Source organism: Pseudomonas sp. MF6767 (assembly GCF_016405475.1).
In the GTDB taxonomy this organism is placed as follows: domain Bacteria; phylum Pseudomonadota; class Gammaproteobacteria; order Pseudomonadales; family Pseudomonadaceae; genus Aquipseudomonas; species Aquipseudomonas paracarnis.
On record NZ_JAEKCY010000035.1, the window covers coordinates 1 to 15,962 of the forward strand.

A 15,962-nucleotide genomic window follows, 5' to 3' on the forward strand; every position below is an offset into this window, starting at 1 on the left:
TCAGTTGCAACGCAAATGGGTGGTCAAGTGGGGTGCAATTTCGCAGTTTTTGAGTGTGAGCGCGTCAATCAGCGGTTAAAGGGGATTAAGGTCTGAGATGCAAGGCGGTGTAGTTCGGACGCTTACAATCACTTACCTACCTGCAGGCTCTTTTCGATGGGTTTCCCATTACGAATCAGTGACAGGTTGATGAGTCGCCCGGCACGCACCGTAGCCATTCTTGTAAAGCTCTCTTGATTGGAGACCCTTTCTCCATCCATCGCCACAATCATGTCGCCTGCCAAGATGTCGGCTTTATAGGCAGGGCTGTCGTCGACGATTGTGGTTACGACTACACCTTGGTTCGTCTGTAGTAGTTGTCTCTCCAAGTCGTTGAGATTGCGGACGAACGCACCGACGCGAAACCTACCCTTTACAAAATAAATGGCGCCATAGTCAGACCTATTAACGGTAATAGGAATATAGGTCGTGGTGCTTCCATAAGTCGTAGTCGATGCATTACCGAAAGCAGTGGCTTGACCACCCGGCCCATAGGCGTTCGCACTGCTTGTGGTGTACGAGGTACTCGTTGTCGGAGTAGTAAGAGGCATGCTCGAGGTTACGGACCCAGTGTACTGAGGGACGAATACTAGGACCAGATCCGCTCCCACTGCAGCACCCTGTTTCAGCGCGTGGTCTTCAGAAACATTTTCGCCACTGTTAAAGCTCGACTCGCCTATAACCACGTACCCTCGTTTTGAGTAACCTGCAATTATTTTTTCCAGGTCACCAAAGGGCGATCTTTCAATGACAGGTAAAGCGGGAGCAGCTGAAGCACGATTAGCTGAGACGAACTCAGGCGATACACCAGTGGCTGGGATGTAAAACTCTTTGTAGCCATTGGCGCATCCGGTGAGCGCTAGCGCTGTGGTTACCGCCACCAGTGTATTGATTAACCGCCTTCTCATGCGAACTGCTCCCTGCCGCTGACGCGTTATAGTCGTCGGGAGTATGGCGGAATGCTTCCACCAGACATAGCCGTATGACTCGGTTTCTATTGGGGTCATCCTGACCGGGTTCAGATGAGCTTGTGATCCAGTCACAACCCATTGAAACTGTTGGGGACCCTGACATGTTGCTGTCAACACGGGGCATGAAACCCGCGGGACTGAGTTAGTGGGAGGTGCTGGAAGTTACTGAAATTTCAATCGTTGAAATTGAAAGGATCTTGAAGAAAAAAGGGGATCCTTACCGGAACGGTAACGGTCCTCGGTTTTGTTCAGGATTGTGAACGGATGGCTTGGTCAACTCAGTCAACCGGTCAACTAACTTTGGAGCCCAGCCACTAACGAGATCCGGCGGGTTCTATGCCCCGTGTCTATCCGAAATTCCCAGGGTCCCCAGCGGCCTTCCGATTCATAGGGCAAATGCACTGGTGAACAGCAGTTCACCTGGTTCACCTGTTCACCTGTTCACTAAGCTGGGCACCTTTCCGCTGACACGATCACGCGGGTTTCCTACCCCGTACCAAACCAAAATTCGTAGGGGCCCCCACTATCTAGCTAGAATCAAGAGCATGTCGATCTGCCTTCGCTGGAGGGGCAATAGTAATGGAGTTCGGGGATGCGCTAATAAACCGTGTTACGGCTGTTACGCGCGTTACATTGAGATTTAAGTGCTTGATTTTAAATGATTTAATCGAAGTTACAAAGCTTTGCTTCGTTTGCCGATAGACGTGTTACATAGCAAGTTGGTGTTACATCAATAACTGCTCTGCGAGGAGCAGATTATGATTACTGAGGTGGCTGCCATCGGACGAGTGCCCTCTGATAAGAAAGGCCGCTACCGTACTAAAGCTGCAGCCCCTCAATGGCAGGTAAGGTTCTTTTAAAGTGTCCGCTACTGAGAGCGGAAGGGCATTTATGCCGTCACTTTCTCTTACGGTCCCCCCAACTGCGTTTTTTAGCTACCCCGCTAAAATCCTCTTCCCACCCTCTCATCCATCCTTCATAGGCACTATCGGGAGGGATCAGAGCTGCGTTTTCTCCAATTGAGTCTACCCGCCGAATCAACCGCTTTTCCCCAGATAACTCCTCATACCGGTCACGGGCTTGAATCCCACGTGATGTCAGGCAATCGGAGAGCTTACATGCGAAGAAGATAATATCGTCGGTGTAGGTTGCTATTCCCTGCACAGCCGAGCCGTATTCATTATTTACAACCCCTCCAACGGGTAGCGCAAGATAGTAGTGCTCGGGCGCGAAACCTGCTGGTAAGCTTCGGTTTCTAAACATCTCCAGCAGTGCGTTATACGTGTCAATCATGCCGTTGAGATTTCCGACGGCGTCCGATAGCGCAATTATTGATTTCACCCCATTGGGCGACATGCTCATGTTCTTAAGAATTAGGCTTTGTAACTCAACAGTCGGCGGCGCTATGGTTTGAAACTTAAAATGGTTGATACTCAGTGGGAATGGATCTTCACGTCTCTCAGCTGCCTTATAATCAGCGAACCTTGCCAAGTCCGATTCGTACTTGCTCAAAAGTCCTAACACGTGCTGCTTTTTGAGAGATCCGGCCATATCTATTACCGATATGCATAGCGTTATCGCGACGTCGATACTGCGGAGCTCAGCCAATAGCTCGTCTCTCAGCTTCGCGCTCCTAGCAATGCGGCCGGCCATCCATGCACCAATACCAGCACCGAACCCTGCGCTGATCAGCGCGCTTCCCCATTGAACAGCGTCAATGTTGGGCAGACTAGCAGCCCAGGGGAAAAGCGGTACCGTAGCTGTATAAATGCCGTTAATCGGCTCCCACAAATCCGTCATTACGTACCCTCAAACTCGACGCCTCGACCATTTAAGGCATACGAGTCGGCATATTAATCGATTCGCTACAGCAAGAGTGGTCCGTTCATTAGGTGCTGGCTTGCAGCCAAAAGGAATAAATACTCTTCAACTTCACAGCTCTGCCTTTGAGACTGAATCTCAGGGTTACCCTACGACTGTGATTGTCCCGGAAAAGATCTTTTATTAACGGTGGATTACGACCCATACCTGAGACTCGGAGCGGACAGCTCCGGGCAGAAACGTCTGCCTGAGGCATTTCGCCATTACACGTCTACAATTGGCTGATTCACTGACCATAAAATGTTGAAGTTAACGCTAGATAAGGGGATCAAGATGCGCCTCAAGACCGTCAAGCTCACTCACTTCCGTGGTTATCGCAGCACCACCATCATTCCAATCGATTTAGCGATGACCGGCATCGTGGGCCGAAACGACTATGGGAAGTCCACTGTCCTTGAGGCTCTGGCCATCTTCTTCGATAGCGCCGATATCAAGCCTGATAAGAGCGATATGAACTGTTTTAGCCTGACGGAGGGGCATGACAAATTCGAGATTACCTGCGAGTTCGACGACCTTCCCGAAAACCTGGTGCTTGATGAGAATGTTCAGACTTCATTGTCGCAGGAGTTCCTGCTAAACGTGGAAGGCGGCTTTGAAGTTGTCAAAACCTTCAAGGCTAGCACCGGCAAACATGACGGTACGGCCATTCGCTGTCAGCACCCCGCAGACAAAGCACTCGCAAGCCTATTGAGCCTGAAAATCGCGGATCTGAAAAAGCTTGGCGAACAATTTGGAGTTACTGATCAAGTGGCTGATCAGCGGGTTGCTTCACAGTGGCGGCAAGCCATTCGCAGTGCCGCAGGAGATGTTTCTTGTCAGGAGACGCTGCTCGATGTAGGCAAAGGTCTATCGACAGAAGCCAAATCTATTTGGGAGAAGATTGAGATGCTGTTGCCGACCTTCGCTCTTTTTAAAGCTGACCGAGAGAGCAGTGACGGTGACGCCGAGGCCAAGAATCCCCTGCAACTAGCGGTCAAAGAAGCCCAGGCTGCGCTACAAGCCCAGATCAGTGAGTTGGAGCGGCAAATAGAAAGCAGCGTGCTAGACGTAGCCGAACGCACCCTCGACAAGCTTCGCGAAATGGCTCCTGAGCTGGCAAACGAGCTGACCCCGCGCTTTAAAGATAAGCCCAAGTGGACCTTCAACTTCACTTTGGAAGGAGAGAACGGCATCCCCATTAATAAACGCGGCAGCGGCGTACGCCGCCTCATTTTGCTCAACTTCTTCCGGGCCGAGGCAGAAAAAAATGCAGTAGTTGGAAGCCCGCGCAATGTGATATATGCCATTGAAGAGCCGGAGACCTCACAGCACCCCAACTACCAGATGATGCTGATGAAGGCGCTGCTGGAGCTATCCATCCAGACGAATCGGCAGATCATCGTTACTACCCACGTCCCTGCACTAGCGGGTTTGATCCCCATTGAAGGTATCCGTTATGTCACTAGGGACGAGAACGGCATACCCATCGTCAAGATGCCCAGCCCACAAGTACTTAAGGAGGCTGCCGAGAGCCTAGGCGTACTACCGGAGACAGGGATGGAGCGGGCAAAAGGCGTAGTGCTGGTGGAGGGCAAGTCAGATGTCCTCTTCCTCCGCCATGTTTCGAATATCCTAAAGGCGGGTGGCCATCTTCAAGCCAGTCTTGAGGATGCTGGTATTGTCCCTATCCTTATTGGTGGGTGTGGCAGTGTGAAGCACTGGGTCACCCTCAACCTCGCCGATGATCTCGGGCTACCTTGGTGCGTGTTTCTGGACTCTGACCTAGGTGGGAGCCCGGAGCAGGTCGCCGCGATTTTAAAGCGTAAACAAGAAGTCGAAGGACAGGGCCGGGCTTTCTACTCGACACGTAAACGGGAAATCGAAAACTATCTTTGTCCCGACATGATCAACATGCAAACGGGGATACAGGTGGCTTTCACTGACACCTGCGATGCCAAAAAAATCATTGGCAAAGCAGTGGGCATCAAAGCGGACGATGTGATCGATAAACTCTGGCCTTTGATGACGGCCGAGCAGATCCTCAACAGGTCTACGTACCGAGAAAATAATATAGATCGCGCTGAGCTTAAAGAACTGTTGGGTAATCTGCTGAAACTTGTCGCGTGAATTCCTCGACAGCGCTAGCGCGCGGCAGAGATCTGTTGCCGATGAGAAGACGCTTCGTGCTACTGGTCGCATTAGGTCGATTGCTGCGAGGACGGCCGGCGGCTCCGGCCATAAGCGGATGGTTTCGGCTTACCCTCACATAAGCAAATAGGGAGGTGTGCTGTTGACAGGATAAGCTTACACCGTACTACTTAAGGATTACTCGCTGAAAAAGCTTTGAGAAAAAATCAACTATCACATTGCATTTCTATATGGTATTTTCAAAAAAGTGGCTGGATGACTGACTGCGGTTATGTCCGTGGGTACGAGTCCGTACTCGACAATTTGAGGTCTTACAAATTCCATCCAGCCACCCCATTTTTCCTATCAGTACAACACAATGACAACTACTAGAATTGAAGATGTTCATGATCTGGCCGAATTGTCTTTCGCAGTAGGGGTGAAGGCTGAGCTGATAGAGTCGTATTTAAACGCTCCCTGGCAGGCACACCACTATCAAATTATAAAAATAGCTAAGCGGGGACGAAATCGTCAAGGAGAATACCGGCAGGTATACAAGGCGAAAAATAAGTGGCTTGCACAACTTCACCGATCTGTTGCGATGATTATTTCAAATAGTGTCGAATTCGGTGAGCATGTACAAGGGTTTTTAGCTGGTCGATCAACAGTGTCTAATGCTAAATTGCATATGAAAAAAGACGTTATTGTTCATGCTGATATCAAAGATTTTTTTAATGCGATAACTGAAGCCCAAGTCTGTCAGTCGATATTGGCGCTTGGTGGCAATCTCCTCATCGCTCAAATTTTGGCGAGAGCATGCACTATTGATGGTTATTTATTACAGGGTACAAGATGCAGTCCTGTACTCTCAAACATAGTATGCAGAAGACTCGATTCAGATATGTTGGAGTTGGCGCGCACCACTAAATCGACATTTAGCCGATATGCAGATAACATAACTTTTTCTGGTATAACACCTCCAGCGCCGGAAAATATTGAAGCTGTTATCAATGGAAACGGTTTTCAATTACAGGCAAAAGGTTGTTATGTACAATATCGTGGTGCCCGTCAATTTGTAACAGGCCTTTCAGTAGTCGATCATGAAAGGCCAAGACTTCCAAAAAAAATGAAGAAGAAGTTGAGGTTGATTGCTTACTATATAAAAAAGCACGGAGATGGGCACTTCGAGTTCCCTTCAAGAAGTCATTCAATAGCACCGACGAGAGCTCAATTTGAAGGTTTTATCGCTTACGCTCATTCAGTTGAGCCACAGTTTGCAAAAAAGCTATGGTCGATGCTAAATTAGTTCAGGCAATAGGGTTTTTATCTCTTTTATGCTTCTCGCCAGTTGCAATATTTTCTCCATAGCGAATTCTGGTTTTTATATATGCTATATATTCTTTTGGATAGATTGATCCAGTCGATAGGTAATTGGCAGAAATATCAGCAACTAAATCTGAAAGCTCTAGTATTTCCTTTCTATTTCTAGCGTAGGAGCTTGATACTATAGAGTTAACTGAGCGATGGTATCTATTTTCAACTTCAGTTACGGCAGATGCAAATATAAAGTCAATGTTTTTAATTTTCGAATATACCATCTCGGTGAGTTCATTTTTATTGCTTAATCTATGGAGAAGAGGTATCACCATTAGCTCTCTCTCAACTTTCTCAGGAGGCCAATCACTTATCTCATTCCCTCTGGCATAATAGATATAAGCAGAAAAATCAGCAGTGACAAGATCTTGCATTAAGATACTTGCAAAATGAACATTTTTAATTAGTTCGTTCAGGTCGCTGTTTTCTATTAGAGCTTTATCATCTCTGATCAGCAGTGAACTGCGTTTTAACCGTTCCTTCCACGTCCTCACCTCTTTTGCTAGTTTATTTAGATCATCAGTCACAACTATTGCGGTAAGGGCTAGATCTTCGTTTTTTGCGACTACATTGGCTATGGCAACACTACAGATTGAAGGGATGGCGCTGTCAAAAATCGGTTGATCAAATTGATTTGTAGTCACCGCAGGATCAATTTGGCTATTTTTGTCTTTAAATTTAAAAAGAGGGTACAGTAGTCGTTTGAGGGAATCCTGGCTATAAGTTGCGGAAACGCCAGCTCCTTCTCTAGATATGTTTTTCAAGTACTCCCAAAGATCATGTGCTCGACTAGGGGTTGTCAGGATTTGACTTAATCTATTAATTGTCTCTGAATTAGAAAGTGACTCATGTGTCATGACGTCAAAATTAAATATGACGAAGTTTTTAAGAAAGTTATGTAGTTCGAAATCACTAAAATTAAATTGCGCAACACTTAAAATTTTCCGTATGTCGTCAATGAAGCTTTCAAACTCGACACTTGAAGTTTCAGATTCATTTTTTCGTGAAAAAAATACTGCTTCACTATGACTATGTCTCGCAGCCTGACAAACAGTTTTAACATTTCTTAAGCTAGCGCTGGAAATGGTATCTGTTGCTGCTCCATAGTAATCATATCCGAGATGGTTTTTTGGATTTTTGTAAGTTAGCCAGGAGCCCTTTACAACTTCACGGAAGTCTTTGTTGCTTTCGGCTGCGGATATTCTCAATGAACGCTTAACTTGTATGTGTAGTTTCGCTTCGTGAGCATCATCAAAGGTGACAATTACGTCATCAAGCGGATCACCGAAGGCTGACTGCTGTAATGCGACAGTTCTGATGCTGGAGTTAAGTGGAGGTCGTATTTCTCCTGTTAGTAGTGCTGCTAAAAAATATGCAGCCACGTGTCCCTCATAAACGAATCCAGTCCCGCCAGCCAACTCAGAGGATTGTGCCATTTTTTTTCCTATTTTTGAGGACGCTTGTTAGTTAGTGACTAGGGATTTTTTGAGCTTCAAGGCAGGATTGCCTGGACCGGTACCGCCCCCACTTATCAGCCCTACTTAACTAAATGAATTATGAATCGAACATACCATTTCGAGGAGCGATTTTAGACACTCGTGATGATTACTCATGTTCCGATCCGCCATTCTGGGGCTGCCCAATCAGATGTCCAATCAAGTTCCTCAGACATCGCCGCAATTTGACCATACTCTTCAAAATATGCGTTGACGATTTTCGCGTCGGTTATAAAAAGCGCGTTCTCGAGAGATAAGGTAGCGCTTTTTGTTAAATTAAATGAGCCTGTCCAGACTGCATAAGGCGTAATTGTTTCAACGCTGTCCGGTCCACTTTCTTCAATCTTAGCAAACACTAAAAATTTGTTATGCATACGCGGGAATGCAGGGTTTTTCTCGGAGTTATGATTGCCCACACATCTGATGGGATCAATAGAAGGGTCGCTTGCAACTGATATAGAGCTCAAAATATTACTAAACGAATACCTTGTTAAATTACATCTCAGTGCTTTGTACTTCTTACGCAATGCCTTTTCAAAGCCATATTTAGCGCCTACGTCAGGGCGAAGAAAGTCCTCTTTTTGTACAATAATAGAGACGTTTCTCAACCTAGCCAGTGCATCTAGTATAGGAAAATTTGTTAGCCAGGCAACGGCACCAAAAACAGCATCAGACTCTTTAATGTGCTGCAGCAATTTTTTATCTAAATTTCTAAAGTATACGGTTAAGCCGGAGTCCGAAACTACGCTGTTATCATTGAAGGCTTTATCATAGTTTCCATCATTTTCCAGTTGATATAGGTTCAGGTTGTCCATGTGTTAAGCTTTCTCCATAATTCAACTGTCAATTGGTTTTTTTGATTCTAGCTCAATTCAATAAGTATTTCATGTTTTTATTGCTGGCTTGAGATTGCTGATTATGTTTTTGTTGTTCTTGTTGTTGGTCTTAACAGTATCGGTGGTAGCAGATGCTGTATCAATATCTGCACTTAGACTAGAGTGTATAAAAGCGCTGTATCAAAACTCAAGTGCACGTGTCTATTTTGCATATGGAATTGATCAGCACGTTAGTAGATGTGGATTTTGCGCAGGTGTGCAAGTTTCAGTCCCGGTTTGAGTATTTGTTGCGCTCAAAAGCGCTGTTACACAGCCTCGGATGAATCGGTCATAAGACTAGGTCCGCCGTAGACCAGAAATCGAAAAGATCTGAACCTTTTTTGTAGTAGCACGATCTAGCACGGCGGAAACTGATTAAGCTTCCGCTTCTTCATCACCCGCTCTTTCTTTTGAGCTGACGGTCAATGAAATCAAGCTCTGCCTTGATTGCATCAAGCGTGAGCGTCTCAACTTTAGTGACAGTGTTTGCTCTTGCGTTGAGCTTTTTGGTGTCAGCCATGCCGATAATTATCCCGTTCAAATGCAGCTTTCGGGCCTTTAGGTAATCAGGCATCTGAGCACTGTTCTGTGGTGGTTTATTCATGGTTAGACCGATGGTTGGCCCGAAGCAGCCGACCCTCGCCGGTTGCTTCGGGGAAGGTTCAGGTTAGGCCGCCAGCAGGTCAAGCAGGCTGTGTTGGCGCGAGCGATCTGCGAGTTCGTGCCAGGTCCAGCTTCCAAAGCGCTCGCCCTGTTCAGGGATATCCAGCTTCATCAATGCAACCGGGTCTCGATTGATCAAGTCGCGTGCGGCCCACAACTTACCGCCTGTTTCCAGCAGCGCTTTCGTGCAGAAAAGGGGACAGATTTATTTTCGCGGCGAAAAAGAGGGCGGAAATCCCGCACAGCTCAAACCGAAGGCACAGCGAGTGACCCCCGCACCAACGTCTACTGTCCCGACGCAATTCAACACCTTCACCCACCAAACCCCAAAAACAAAAAAGCCCCAGATCTCTCAACCTGAGGCTTTTCCATTTCACATCTGGTGCACCCGGCGGGATTCGAACCCACGACCCCTGCCTTCGGAGGGCAGTACTCTATCCAGCTGAGCTACGGATGCTTGTGCGGGCGACATCATACCCATGTCGACCTGATGCGTCCATTCCGGCATTCCCCCCGCTCGATGTCGTCCATTTCCGACAAAAAATGGCTAATCGCCACCCTCATTCACAACTCCCCGCGCCGCACGTCCCTTTGTTTGCTTTGCTCTTGTGGCTTTAACCCCGCTTCCACGCCGCAATTCCTCAGGTGAACGCATGCATTCCAAAGGAACCGTGATGCTCGATCTCCCGCTCAGACAAACCCTGCTGGCTCGCTCCGATTTGTTTCGAGGTATGCCGGAGCATCTCTTGCGCTACGTCGCCACCCATATGGTGGAGCGCACGCTGGATGATCGTGAGCTGTTGTATTTCAAGGATGACACCCTCGAATTCATTGCGTTGGTAGTGGAGGGCCGGATTTATTCGGTGGTGCATGGGCCGGATGGGCGCGAGCAGATTATCGGCAGTACCGGGGCCGGGCAGGTGGTGGGGGAGACCGCGTTGATCAAGGATCATGGGCGCGAGTCTTCTACCTTTGCCAGCGGGCCCACGCGGTTGTTGCAGTTGGGTAGCCGGCATTTTGCTGTGTTGTTTGAGGAGCCGGCGTTTCTGCGGCGTTTGTTGATGTTGATGATGCTGAGGTTGCTGCACGCCATCGAGTTGCTGGAGTTGGTGTGCCTGCATCGGCTGGAGTCGCGGTTGGCGCGGTTTTTATTGGCGAACCTGGGCGAGATCGACCTGGCGTTGGCCTTGCCCAGTGTGTCGTTGCCCGCAAGCCAAGGGGTGTTGGCGTCGATGCTGAATACCAGCCGGCCCAAGCTGAATGTGCAGCTGCAAGTGTGGCGGCGCAGTGGCGTGATCAGCGGCGATCTGGAGCGCATGGTGATCAACGATGTCGAGCAGTTGCGGCGCAAGGCTTTTGCGCTGAATTAGTTGTGGCGGTGTTCCCCAGGTAACAGCGTGCCCCCGTCGAGCCCTCGCAGACTGGCCCTTCATCAAGGATGCACAGGAGTGCTGGCGATGGGGATGACTGTTCAGTTCAAGGATCAATGGGCCGCCGATGACCGTTTGTTCGAAGCGAGTTGGCGCGCTGTGCACGGCGAGCTCAGGCGCCGGGCGTTGCGGCGGGCCAAGGGCAATCTGGATCAGGGCCAGGAGTGGTTGTCGGCCACGGCGATCAAGGCCCTGCTGTTTTTTCGGCGTTCGCCGGAGCGCATTCGCGACCCTCAGGGGTTTCTGTTTCTGGTGCTCGATCATGTGTTTCTCGACAGCGTGCGGCGCAGCAAGCGCGAGGGGCGGCTGTTCGATGATTCGGTGGACCTTGAACACGATCACCTGGCCGCGCTCGCCGCGCCCTGCGCCTCGGTGCTGGAGCGGGTGGAATGCTATGAGCGCCTGGAACAGATCGAGGCGCACGTCGCACGGTTACCGCAGTTGCAGCAGCGCTTGTTCGAGATGCGTTTTGTCGATGACCTGCCTTACCCGCAAATCGCCGCCGAGCTGCACGTCAAGCTGCCGCTGGTGCGCAAGCGTGTGCAACTGCTGCGCAGTGCCTTGCGCTGAAGGCGATTCACAGACGTTGGCGTGGGGCGTTCTAGTGGTATGAGCGCAGCACGCCGCCGCTATCCACACCCAAACCTGGGTGAATGCCATCAAGGAGAGATGTATGACAGAGGTCAACAGCCAGATCACCGACGCGGTCACTCAAACCAACGTCAAGGTGGTGGCCGAGGCGCCGGCCCAGGCCATCGCGTCGCTGTACCAGGTGGCCAGCAGCGCGGCGGGCCTGTCGTTGCAGAACGCGGTCAACAGCCAGCAGGCGATGAACCAGATTTCCAATGCGGTGATCTCCAAGGCCGTGGCGCTGATCATGCAGATTGGCGAGAAGGGCTGAGCCCTCGGGAGATCGATTATGTCGTGGTTCAGCAGAAAGAAACCCGCCGCCTCCCAAGCAACGCCCGCCGCCGACCCACCTGCGTCGGCGCCCGCCGCACCGGCCTCGCGCTCGATCATGGCGCGCATGAACGAGCACCTGCTCAACCAGGTGAGCACGCCGTCATCCGACAGCACGGCGGCGCTCAATAGCCAGATCGTGCAGGCGGTGCAGTTCACTAACGCGCAGAACTTTGCCTATGCGCCGGCGCAGATCGCGGTGCCGGCCGACATGATGATCAGCCAGGCGGCCGGGCTAGTGGCGCAAGCGGCGGCGGGGTACTTCGATGGGGTCAGCAAGATCGCGTTGGCGGCCCAGGCTGTGCTGCTCCAGCAAATGACCGAGAACATCGTCAAGGACAACCTGCCGGCCGCTGCCGAAGACGCCTTGGGCGCCTTGGCCACCGACCTGCTGGTGGGCGCCGCTGCCGCCGTGGCTGCCGCTGCCGGTGCGATGGAGGCCGAAGCTGCCAGCGTGGCGATCGACAAGATCGACCAGAGCATCGCCAAGTACGCCGACACCTTGGCCAACCGGGCCGCGCCCACGGCCTGAACCGAGCACAGCGCTTCGGCGTTCTGCTGGGGCGGTGCAACAGCAACTTGAAAGCAACTTTTCTTGAATGAGGAGCGACATCATGGACGTTGGAGATCTTATTTTTTCGGTGAAGCAAGAAGATGACAGTACGACGCGGGCTTTCATCAAAGCCGGTCAGTTGGTCAAAGCCAAGGTGTTCTCACAGGACACGACGTATCTGAATGTGGTCCACCCGGCAATTGCGGTGAGCAAGACCATGGTGATCGAAAGCGTCGGCACTGGCCTGGCGTTGACTGACGTGAGCCTGGAAAAACCCCCTCGCACCGCCATGGTGTTTTCCTGCCGTGACACTGAGCTGGGGTTTGCGGCGGCGCTGGCGGCCAAGCAGTTTTATTTCGACAAGCTCGGCGATGAAATCGACGGCAGTTATAGCGCGTGGAACGCGATGCTTTCTGCATTCAAGAACTGGAAGGCCAACGACACCCTGCAGGCTCGGATCAATGAGTCGATAGCGATAGGCAGCGGTTCCTTTTGCTCACAATTCGCGGCCAACGCTTATGAGGTCGGCAACCTCTACAACGCGGCCAATCTGGTTCCGCCACCGCCGGCCATTTTCAATCGGCAACCCTCAGCGATGACACCGGCAGAGCTCGCGACGTTCTGTGCTGCGTCGCCGCGTTTTTTCTTTGCCGGTTTCTGGGAAGACGGCAGAGAGGTGCGGCTTTAGCGGCCCTTTTGCAGGCGACGTAAAACCCAAGGAGATCGACATGGCACCCCCTTCCACACCCTCGGTCCTGTCTGCCGATGACCGCCAGCGGCTCGAAGCGATGCTGCGCAACCCGCAGATTTTCGCCGGAACGCCCCAGGCCATCGTCGACGAAACCCTCAAGCGCGCTACCGAAGTGCTTGCGCAATCGAAGGCCAACGAACAAGCGCTCAAGACCGCTGCCCTGCAACGTGAAGCGGCGCTGCGCCAGGTGTTGGACGGCGCAGCTCCCGACCAGGATGCGCAACGCAAGGAAGTGCAGGCACTGATCCAGGGGTTGATCGCCCAGATTGAAGCGGCGCTGGGCCCCGCAGCGAAACCCTAAACCAGGTTTCACAGCGCCTGTTTCGCAACGTTCATTGATGAACACGGAATGCACCGTGTACTAAATAAGGAAATTGATCATGCCATTAGTCAACGAGCAAATTACCGACGCGGTCACCCAGACCAACGTCAAAGTGGTGGCCGAATCGCCTGCGATGGCGATGAGCACTATCTATCAATCCATGGCGCAGGCCACGGCGATTCTGTTCCAGAACGCGGTGTCGGCCCAGCAGCAGCAAAACACCCTGGCCCAGGCGGCCACCAACCAGGGCGTGATGCAGATCTACAGCGTCGATACCACCGCAGGTGCGGCGGCCACCGAGAAAGTCGCCCAGGGCGGCGTGTCGGATAACCTCACCAGCCTGTTGACCGTGCTCAAGTCGTTCCAGCCTTAAGCACTGAGCAATAACGGATGTTGTTCTTTCTCAACCCAGGAGTTTCAACCATGAGTACAGTCAGCCCGCAAATCACCGATGCCGTCACCCAGACCAACGTCAAGGTGGTTGCCGAATCACCCGCGATGGCCATGAGCACCATTTACCAATCCATGGGCCAGGCCACGGCGATCCTGTTCCAGAACTCGGTCTCGGCCCAACAGCAACAAAACACCCTGGCCCAGGCGGCCACCAACCAGGGCGTGATGCAGATCTACAGCGTCGACACCACCGCTGGCGCCGCCGCCACCGAAAAAGTCGCCCAGGGCGGCGTGGCCGACAACTTGACCAGCCTGTTGGCCGTGCTCAAGTCGTTCCAACCTTAAGCTGCAAGGCCCCCAACAGCCCCGGCGCCCACAAGGCTCCGGGGCTGTTGTCGTGTGGGCCCTTGATCCGAAAGATGCGCCGGATGCGCCATATTCGTTCTTTTTTTCGAACATCCTATTGCCCTGTACCCCCATTGATCCTAGGATTCGTTTGAGATTTCAAACGCTCTGTCTCCCGTGCGCTCTTTCATTTCTTCTGCGCGCTGGGGCTGATTTCCCTGACGGCAGCCCACAAGGCGCCTTTCAACAACTCTAATTCGCTCCGCGTGCGCGCGGTGCTGTTAAGGAAAGCCGACATGCAGCTTAAAGACACCCAGTTGTTCCGCCAGCAAGCCTTTATCGATGGCGCTTGGGTCGATGCGGACAATGGTCAAACCATCAAGGTCAACAACCCGGCCACGGGCGAGATTCTCGGCACCGTGCCGAAGATGGGCGCCGCGGAAACCCGCCGCGCCATCGAAGCCGCCGACAAGGCCCTGCCAGCCTGGCGTGCACTCACCGCCAAGGAGCGCGCCAACAAGCTGCGCCGCTGGTTCGAACTGCTGATCGAAAACCAGGACGACCTCGGCCGCCTGATGACCCTCGAACAAGGCAAGCCGCTGGCCGAGGCCAAGGGCGAAATCGTCTACGCCGCTTCCTTTATCGAGTGGTTCGCCGAAGAAGCCAAGCGCATCTATGGCGACGTGATCCCCGGCCACCAGCCCGACAAGCGCCTGATCGTGATCAAGCAGCCCATCGGCGTGACCGCAGCCATCACCCCGTGGAACTTCCCGGCGGCGATGATCACCCGCAAAGCCGGCCCGGCCCTGGCTGCCGGTTGCACCATGGTGATCAAGCCGGCCTCGCAAACCCCGTTCTCGGCCCTGGCCCTGGTTGAGCTGGCGCACCGCGCCGGTATCCCCAAAGGCGTGCTCAGCGTAGTCACCGGCAGTGCTGGCGACATCGGCGGCGAGCTGACCAGCAACCCCATTGTGCGTAAATTGTCCTTCACCGGCTCGACCGAAATTGGTCGCCAGCTGATGGCCGAATGCGCCAAGGACATCAAGAAAGTCTCCCTGGAGCTGGGCGGTAACGCACCGTTCATCGTGTTCGACGACGCCGACCTGGATAAGGCCGTCGAAGGCGCGATCATCTCCAAGTACCGCAACAACGGCCAGACCTGCGTCTGCGCCAACCGCCTGTACATTCAGGATTCGGTGTATGACGCCTTCGCTGAAAAGCTCAAGGTGGCGGTGACCAAATTGAAGATCGGTAATGGCCTGGAGGACGGCACCACCACCGGCCCGCTGATCGACGAAAAAGCCGTGGCCAAGGTGCAGGAACATATCGCTGATGCCCTGAGCAAAGGCGCCAAGTTGTTGGCCGGTGGCAAGGTGATGGAAGGCAACTTTTTCGAACCGACCATCCTCGTCGACGTGCCGAAAAACGCCGCCGTGGCCAAGGAAGAAACCTTCGGCCCGCTGGCGCCACTGTTCCGCTTCAAAGACGAAGCCGAAGTGATCGCCATGTCCAACGACACCGAGTTCGGCCTGGCCTCCTACTTCTATGCCCGCGACCTGGGCCGAGTGTTCCGCGTGGCCGAGGCCCTGGAATACGGTATGGTCGGCGTCAACACCGGGTTGATCTCCAACGAAGTGGCGCCGTTCGGCGGCATCAAGGCCTCGGGCCTGGGCCGTGAAGGCTCCAAGTACGGGATCGAGGACTACCTGGAAATCAAATACCTCTGCCTGGGTATCTAAGGCACGGGATTGCAGTAAACGCAGAGGGCACGAGAGCGCTGCCCCTTTGCGTGTTTCACATGGT

General features: G+C 52.3%; 17 protein-coding genes and 1 tRNA gene. 11 read left to right on the forward strand and 7 right to left on the reverse strand.

Annotation, left to right across the window (positions count from 1 at the left end):
* Positions 1–128: 128 nt before the first annotated feature.
* On the reverse strand, positions 129–947 hold the full coding sequence (locus JFT58_RS29255) for a PDZ domain-containing protein (protein ID WP_038448427.1): 819 nt from the start codon (positions 945–947) through the stop codon (positions 129–131).
* 960 nt (positions 948–1,907) lie between these two features.
* Positions 1,908–2,810 (reverse strand): hypothetical protein, encoded by a 903-nt coding sequence (locus JFT58_RS29260; RefSeq protein WP_038448429.1) that lies wholly within the window; start codon positions 2,808–2,810, stop codon positions 1,908–1,910.
* A 354-nt stretch (positions 2,811–3,164) separates the two neighbouring features.
* On the opposite strand from JFT58_RS29260, the gene JFT58_RS29265 reads away from it, so the two are divergent.
* Together JFT58_RS29265 and JFT58_RS29270 are read left to right on the forward strand one after the other, a co-directional pair.
* Positions 3,165–4,997, forward strand: coding sequence for an AAA family ATPase (locus JFT58_RS29265; RefSeq protein WP_038452061.1), 1,833 nt, complete (start codon positions 3,165–3,167; stop codon positions 4,995–4,997).
* A 379-nt stretch (positions 4,998–5,376) separates the two neighbouring features.
* Positions 5,377–6,303, forward strand: coding sequence for a reverse transcriptase family protein (locus JFT58_RS29270; protein ID WP_081089338.1), 927 nt, complete (start codon positions 5,377–5,379; stop codon positions 6,301–6,303).
* 1 nt (position 6,304) lies between these two features.
* On the opposite strand, the gene JFT58_RS29275 is transcribed toward JFT58_RS29270, so the two are convergent.
* From JFT58_RS29275 to JFT58_RS29295, 5 genes are all read right to left on the reverse strand, one after another.
* Positions 6,305–7,807, reverse strand: a complete 1,503-nt coding sequence (locus tag JFT58_RS29275; RefSeq protein ID WP_140915319.1) for a hypothetical protein — start codon at positions 7,805–7,807, stop codon at positions 6,305–6,307.
* A 173-nt stretch (positions 7,808–7,980) separates the two neighbouring features.
* Entirely contained in the window at positions 7,981–8,682 is a 702-nt protein-coding gene (locus tag JFT58_RS29280) for a phospholipase D-like domain-containing protein (RefSeq protein ID WP_038448431.1), read from the reverse strand.
* Positions 8,683–9,136: 454 nt separating this feature from the next.
* On the reverse strand, positions 9,137–9,346 hold the full coding sequence (locus JFT58_RS29285; protein ID WP_229999317.1) for a hypothetical protein: 210 nt from the start codon (positions 9,344–9,346) through the stop codon (positions 9,137–9,139).
* A gap of 63 nt (positions 9,347–9,409) precedes the next feature.
* Positions 9,410–9,562: a hypothetical protein gene (locus JFT58_RS29290; protein WP_229999319.1), complete on the reverse strand. Its 153-nt coding sequence runs from the start codon at positions 9,560–9,562 to the stop codon at positions 9,410–9,412.
* A 223-nt stretch (positions 9,563–9,785) separates the two neighbouring features.
* Positions 9,786–9,862: transfer RNA gene (locus JFT58_RS29295), tRNA-Arg, on the reverse strand.
* A gap of 196 nt (positions 9,863–10,058) precedes the next feature.
* Here JFT58_RS29295 and JFT58_RS29300 point away from each other — a divergent pair.
* From JFT58_RS29300 to gabD, 9 genes are all read left to right on the forward strand, one after another.
* Positions 10,059–10,775 carry a Crp/Fnr family transcriptional regulator gene (locus JFT58_RS29300; RefSeq protein WP_054896823.1) on the forward strand — a complete coding sequence of 239 codons (717 nt, stop codon included), beginning with the start codon at positions 10,059–10,061 and terminating at the stop codon, positions 10,773–10,775.
* An 87-nt stretch (positions 10,776–10,862) separates the two neighbouring features.
* Positions 10,863–11,405 carry an RNA polymerase sigma factor gene (locus JFT58_RS29305; RefSeq protein WP_054896822.1) on the forward strand — a complete coding sequence of 181 codons (543 nt, stop codon included), beginning with the start codon at positions 10,863–10,865 and terminating at the stop codon, positions 11,403–11,405.
* 103 nt (positions 11,406–11,508) lie between these two features.
* Entirely contained in the window at positions 11,509–11,736 is a 228-nt protein-coding gene (locus tag JFT58_RS29310; RefSeq protein WP_003187543.1) for a RebB family R body protein, read from the forward strand.
* A gap of 18 nt (positions 11,737–11,754) precedes the next feature.
* A complete protein-coding gene (locus tag JFT58_RS29315; RefSeq protein WP_054896821.1) occupies positions 11,755–12,327 on the forward strand; it encodes a hypothetical protein in 573 nt (190 codons plus the stop codon).
* A gap of 82 nt (positions 12,328–12,409) precedes the next feature.
* Entirely contained in the window at positions 12,410–13,036 is a 627-nt protein-coding gene (locus tag JFT58_RS29320) for a hypothetical protein (RefSeq protein WP_034125445.1), read from the forward strand.
* Positions 13,037–13,076: 40 nt separating this feature from the next.
* The gene (locus tag JFT58_RS29325; protein WP_054896820.1) at positions 13,077–13,400 is read left to right on the forward strand and encodes a hypothetical protein; all 324 of its coding nucleotides are present in this window, start codon (positions 13,077–13,079) and stop codon (positions 13,398–13,400) included.
* Between the two features lie 79 nt (positions 13,401–13,479).
* On the forward strand, positions 13,480–13,794 hold the full coding sequence (locus JFT58_RS29330) for a RebB family R body protein (protein ID WP_003187550.1): 315 nt from the start codon (positions 13,480–13,482) through the stop codon (positions 13,792–13,794).
* A 50-nt stretch (positions 13,795–13,844) separates the two neighbouring features.
* Positions 13,845–14,159 (forward strand): RebB family R body protein, encoded by a 315-nt coding sequence (locus tag JFT58_RS29335; RefSeq protein ID WP_003187551.1) that lies wholly within the window; start codon positions 13,845–13,847, stop codon positions 14,157–14,159.
* Between the two features lie 296 nt (positions 14,160–14,455).
* A complete protein-coding gene (gene gabD, locus JFT58_RS29340; RefSeq protein WP_003187552.1) occupies positions 14,456–15,898 on the forward strand; it encodes an NADP-dependent succinate-semialdehyde dehydrogenase in 1,443 nt (480 codons plus the stop codon).
* Positions 15,899–15,962: the final 64 nt, after the last annotated feature.

Excerpts from the sequence above, each read along its gene's own strand:
- JFT58_RS29255 (WP_038448427.1), bottom strand. The coding sequence starts at position 947 with ATGAGAAGGCGGTTAATCAATACACTGGTGGCGGTAACCACAGCGCTA.
- JFT58_RS29260 (WP_038448429.1), bottom strand. The coding sequence starts at position 2,810 with ATGACGGATTTGTGGGAGCCGATTAACGGCATTTATACAGCTACGGTA.
- JFT58_RS29265 (WP_038452061.1), top strand. The coding sequence starts at position 3,165 with ATGCGCCTCAAGACCGTCAAGCTCACTCACTTCCGTGGTTATCGCAGC.
- JFT58_RS29270 (WP_081089338.1), top strand. The coding sequence starts at position 5,377 with ATGACAACTACTAGAATTGAAGATGTTCATGATCTGGCCGAATTGTCT.
- JFT58_RS29275 (WP_140915319.1), bottom strand. The coding sequence starts at position 7,807 with ATGGCACAATCCTCTGAGTTGGCTGGCGGGACTGGATTCGTTTATGAG.
- JFT58_RS29280 (WP_038448431.1), bottom strand. The coding sequence starts at position 8,682 with ATGGACAACCTGAACCTATATCAACTGGAAAATGATGGAAACTATGAT.
- JFT58_RS29285 (WP_229999317.1), bottom strand. The coding sequence starts at position 9,346 with ATGAATAAACCACCACAGAACAGTGCTCAGATGCCTGATTACCTAAAG.
- JFT58_RS29300 (WP_054896823.1), top strand. The coding sequence starts at position 10,059 with ATGCATTCCAAAGGAACCGTGATGCTCGATCTCCCGCTCAGACAAACC.
- JFT58_RS29305 (WP_054896822.1), top strand. The coding sequence starts at position 10,863 with ATGGGGATGACTGTTCAGTTCAAGGATCAATGGGCCGCCGATGACCGT.
- JFT58_RS29310 (WP_003187543.1), top strand. The coding sequence starts at position 11,509 with ATGACAGAGGTCAACAGCCAGATCACCGACGCGGTCACTCAAACCAAC.
- JFT58_RS29315 (WP_054896821.1), top strand. The coding sequence starts at position 11,755 with ATGTCGTGGTTCAGCAGAAAGAAACCCGCCGCCTCCCAAGCAACGCCC.
- JFT58_RS29320 (WP_034125445.1), top strand. The coding sequence starts at position 12,410 with ATGGACGTTGGAGATCTTATTTTTTCGGTGAAGCAAGAAGATGACAGT.
- JFT58_RS29325 (WP_054896820.1), top strand. The coding sequence starts at position 13,077 with ATGGCACCCCCTTCCACACCCTCGGTCCTGTCTGCCGATGACCGCCAG.
- JFT58_RS29330 (WP_003187550.1), top strand. The coding sequence starts at position 13,480 with ATGCCATTAGTCAACGAGCAAATTACCGACGCGGTCACCCAGACCAAC.
- JFT58_RS29335 (WP_003187551.1), top strand. The coding sequence starts at position 13,845 with ATGAGTACAGTCAGCCCGCAAATCACCGATGCCGTCACCCAGACCAAC.
- gabD (WP_003187552.1), top strand. The coding sequence starts at position 14,456 with ATGCAGCTTAAAGACACCCAGTTGTTCCGCCAGCAAGCCTTTATCGAT.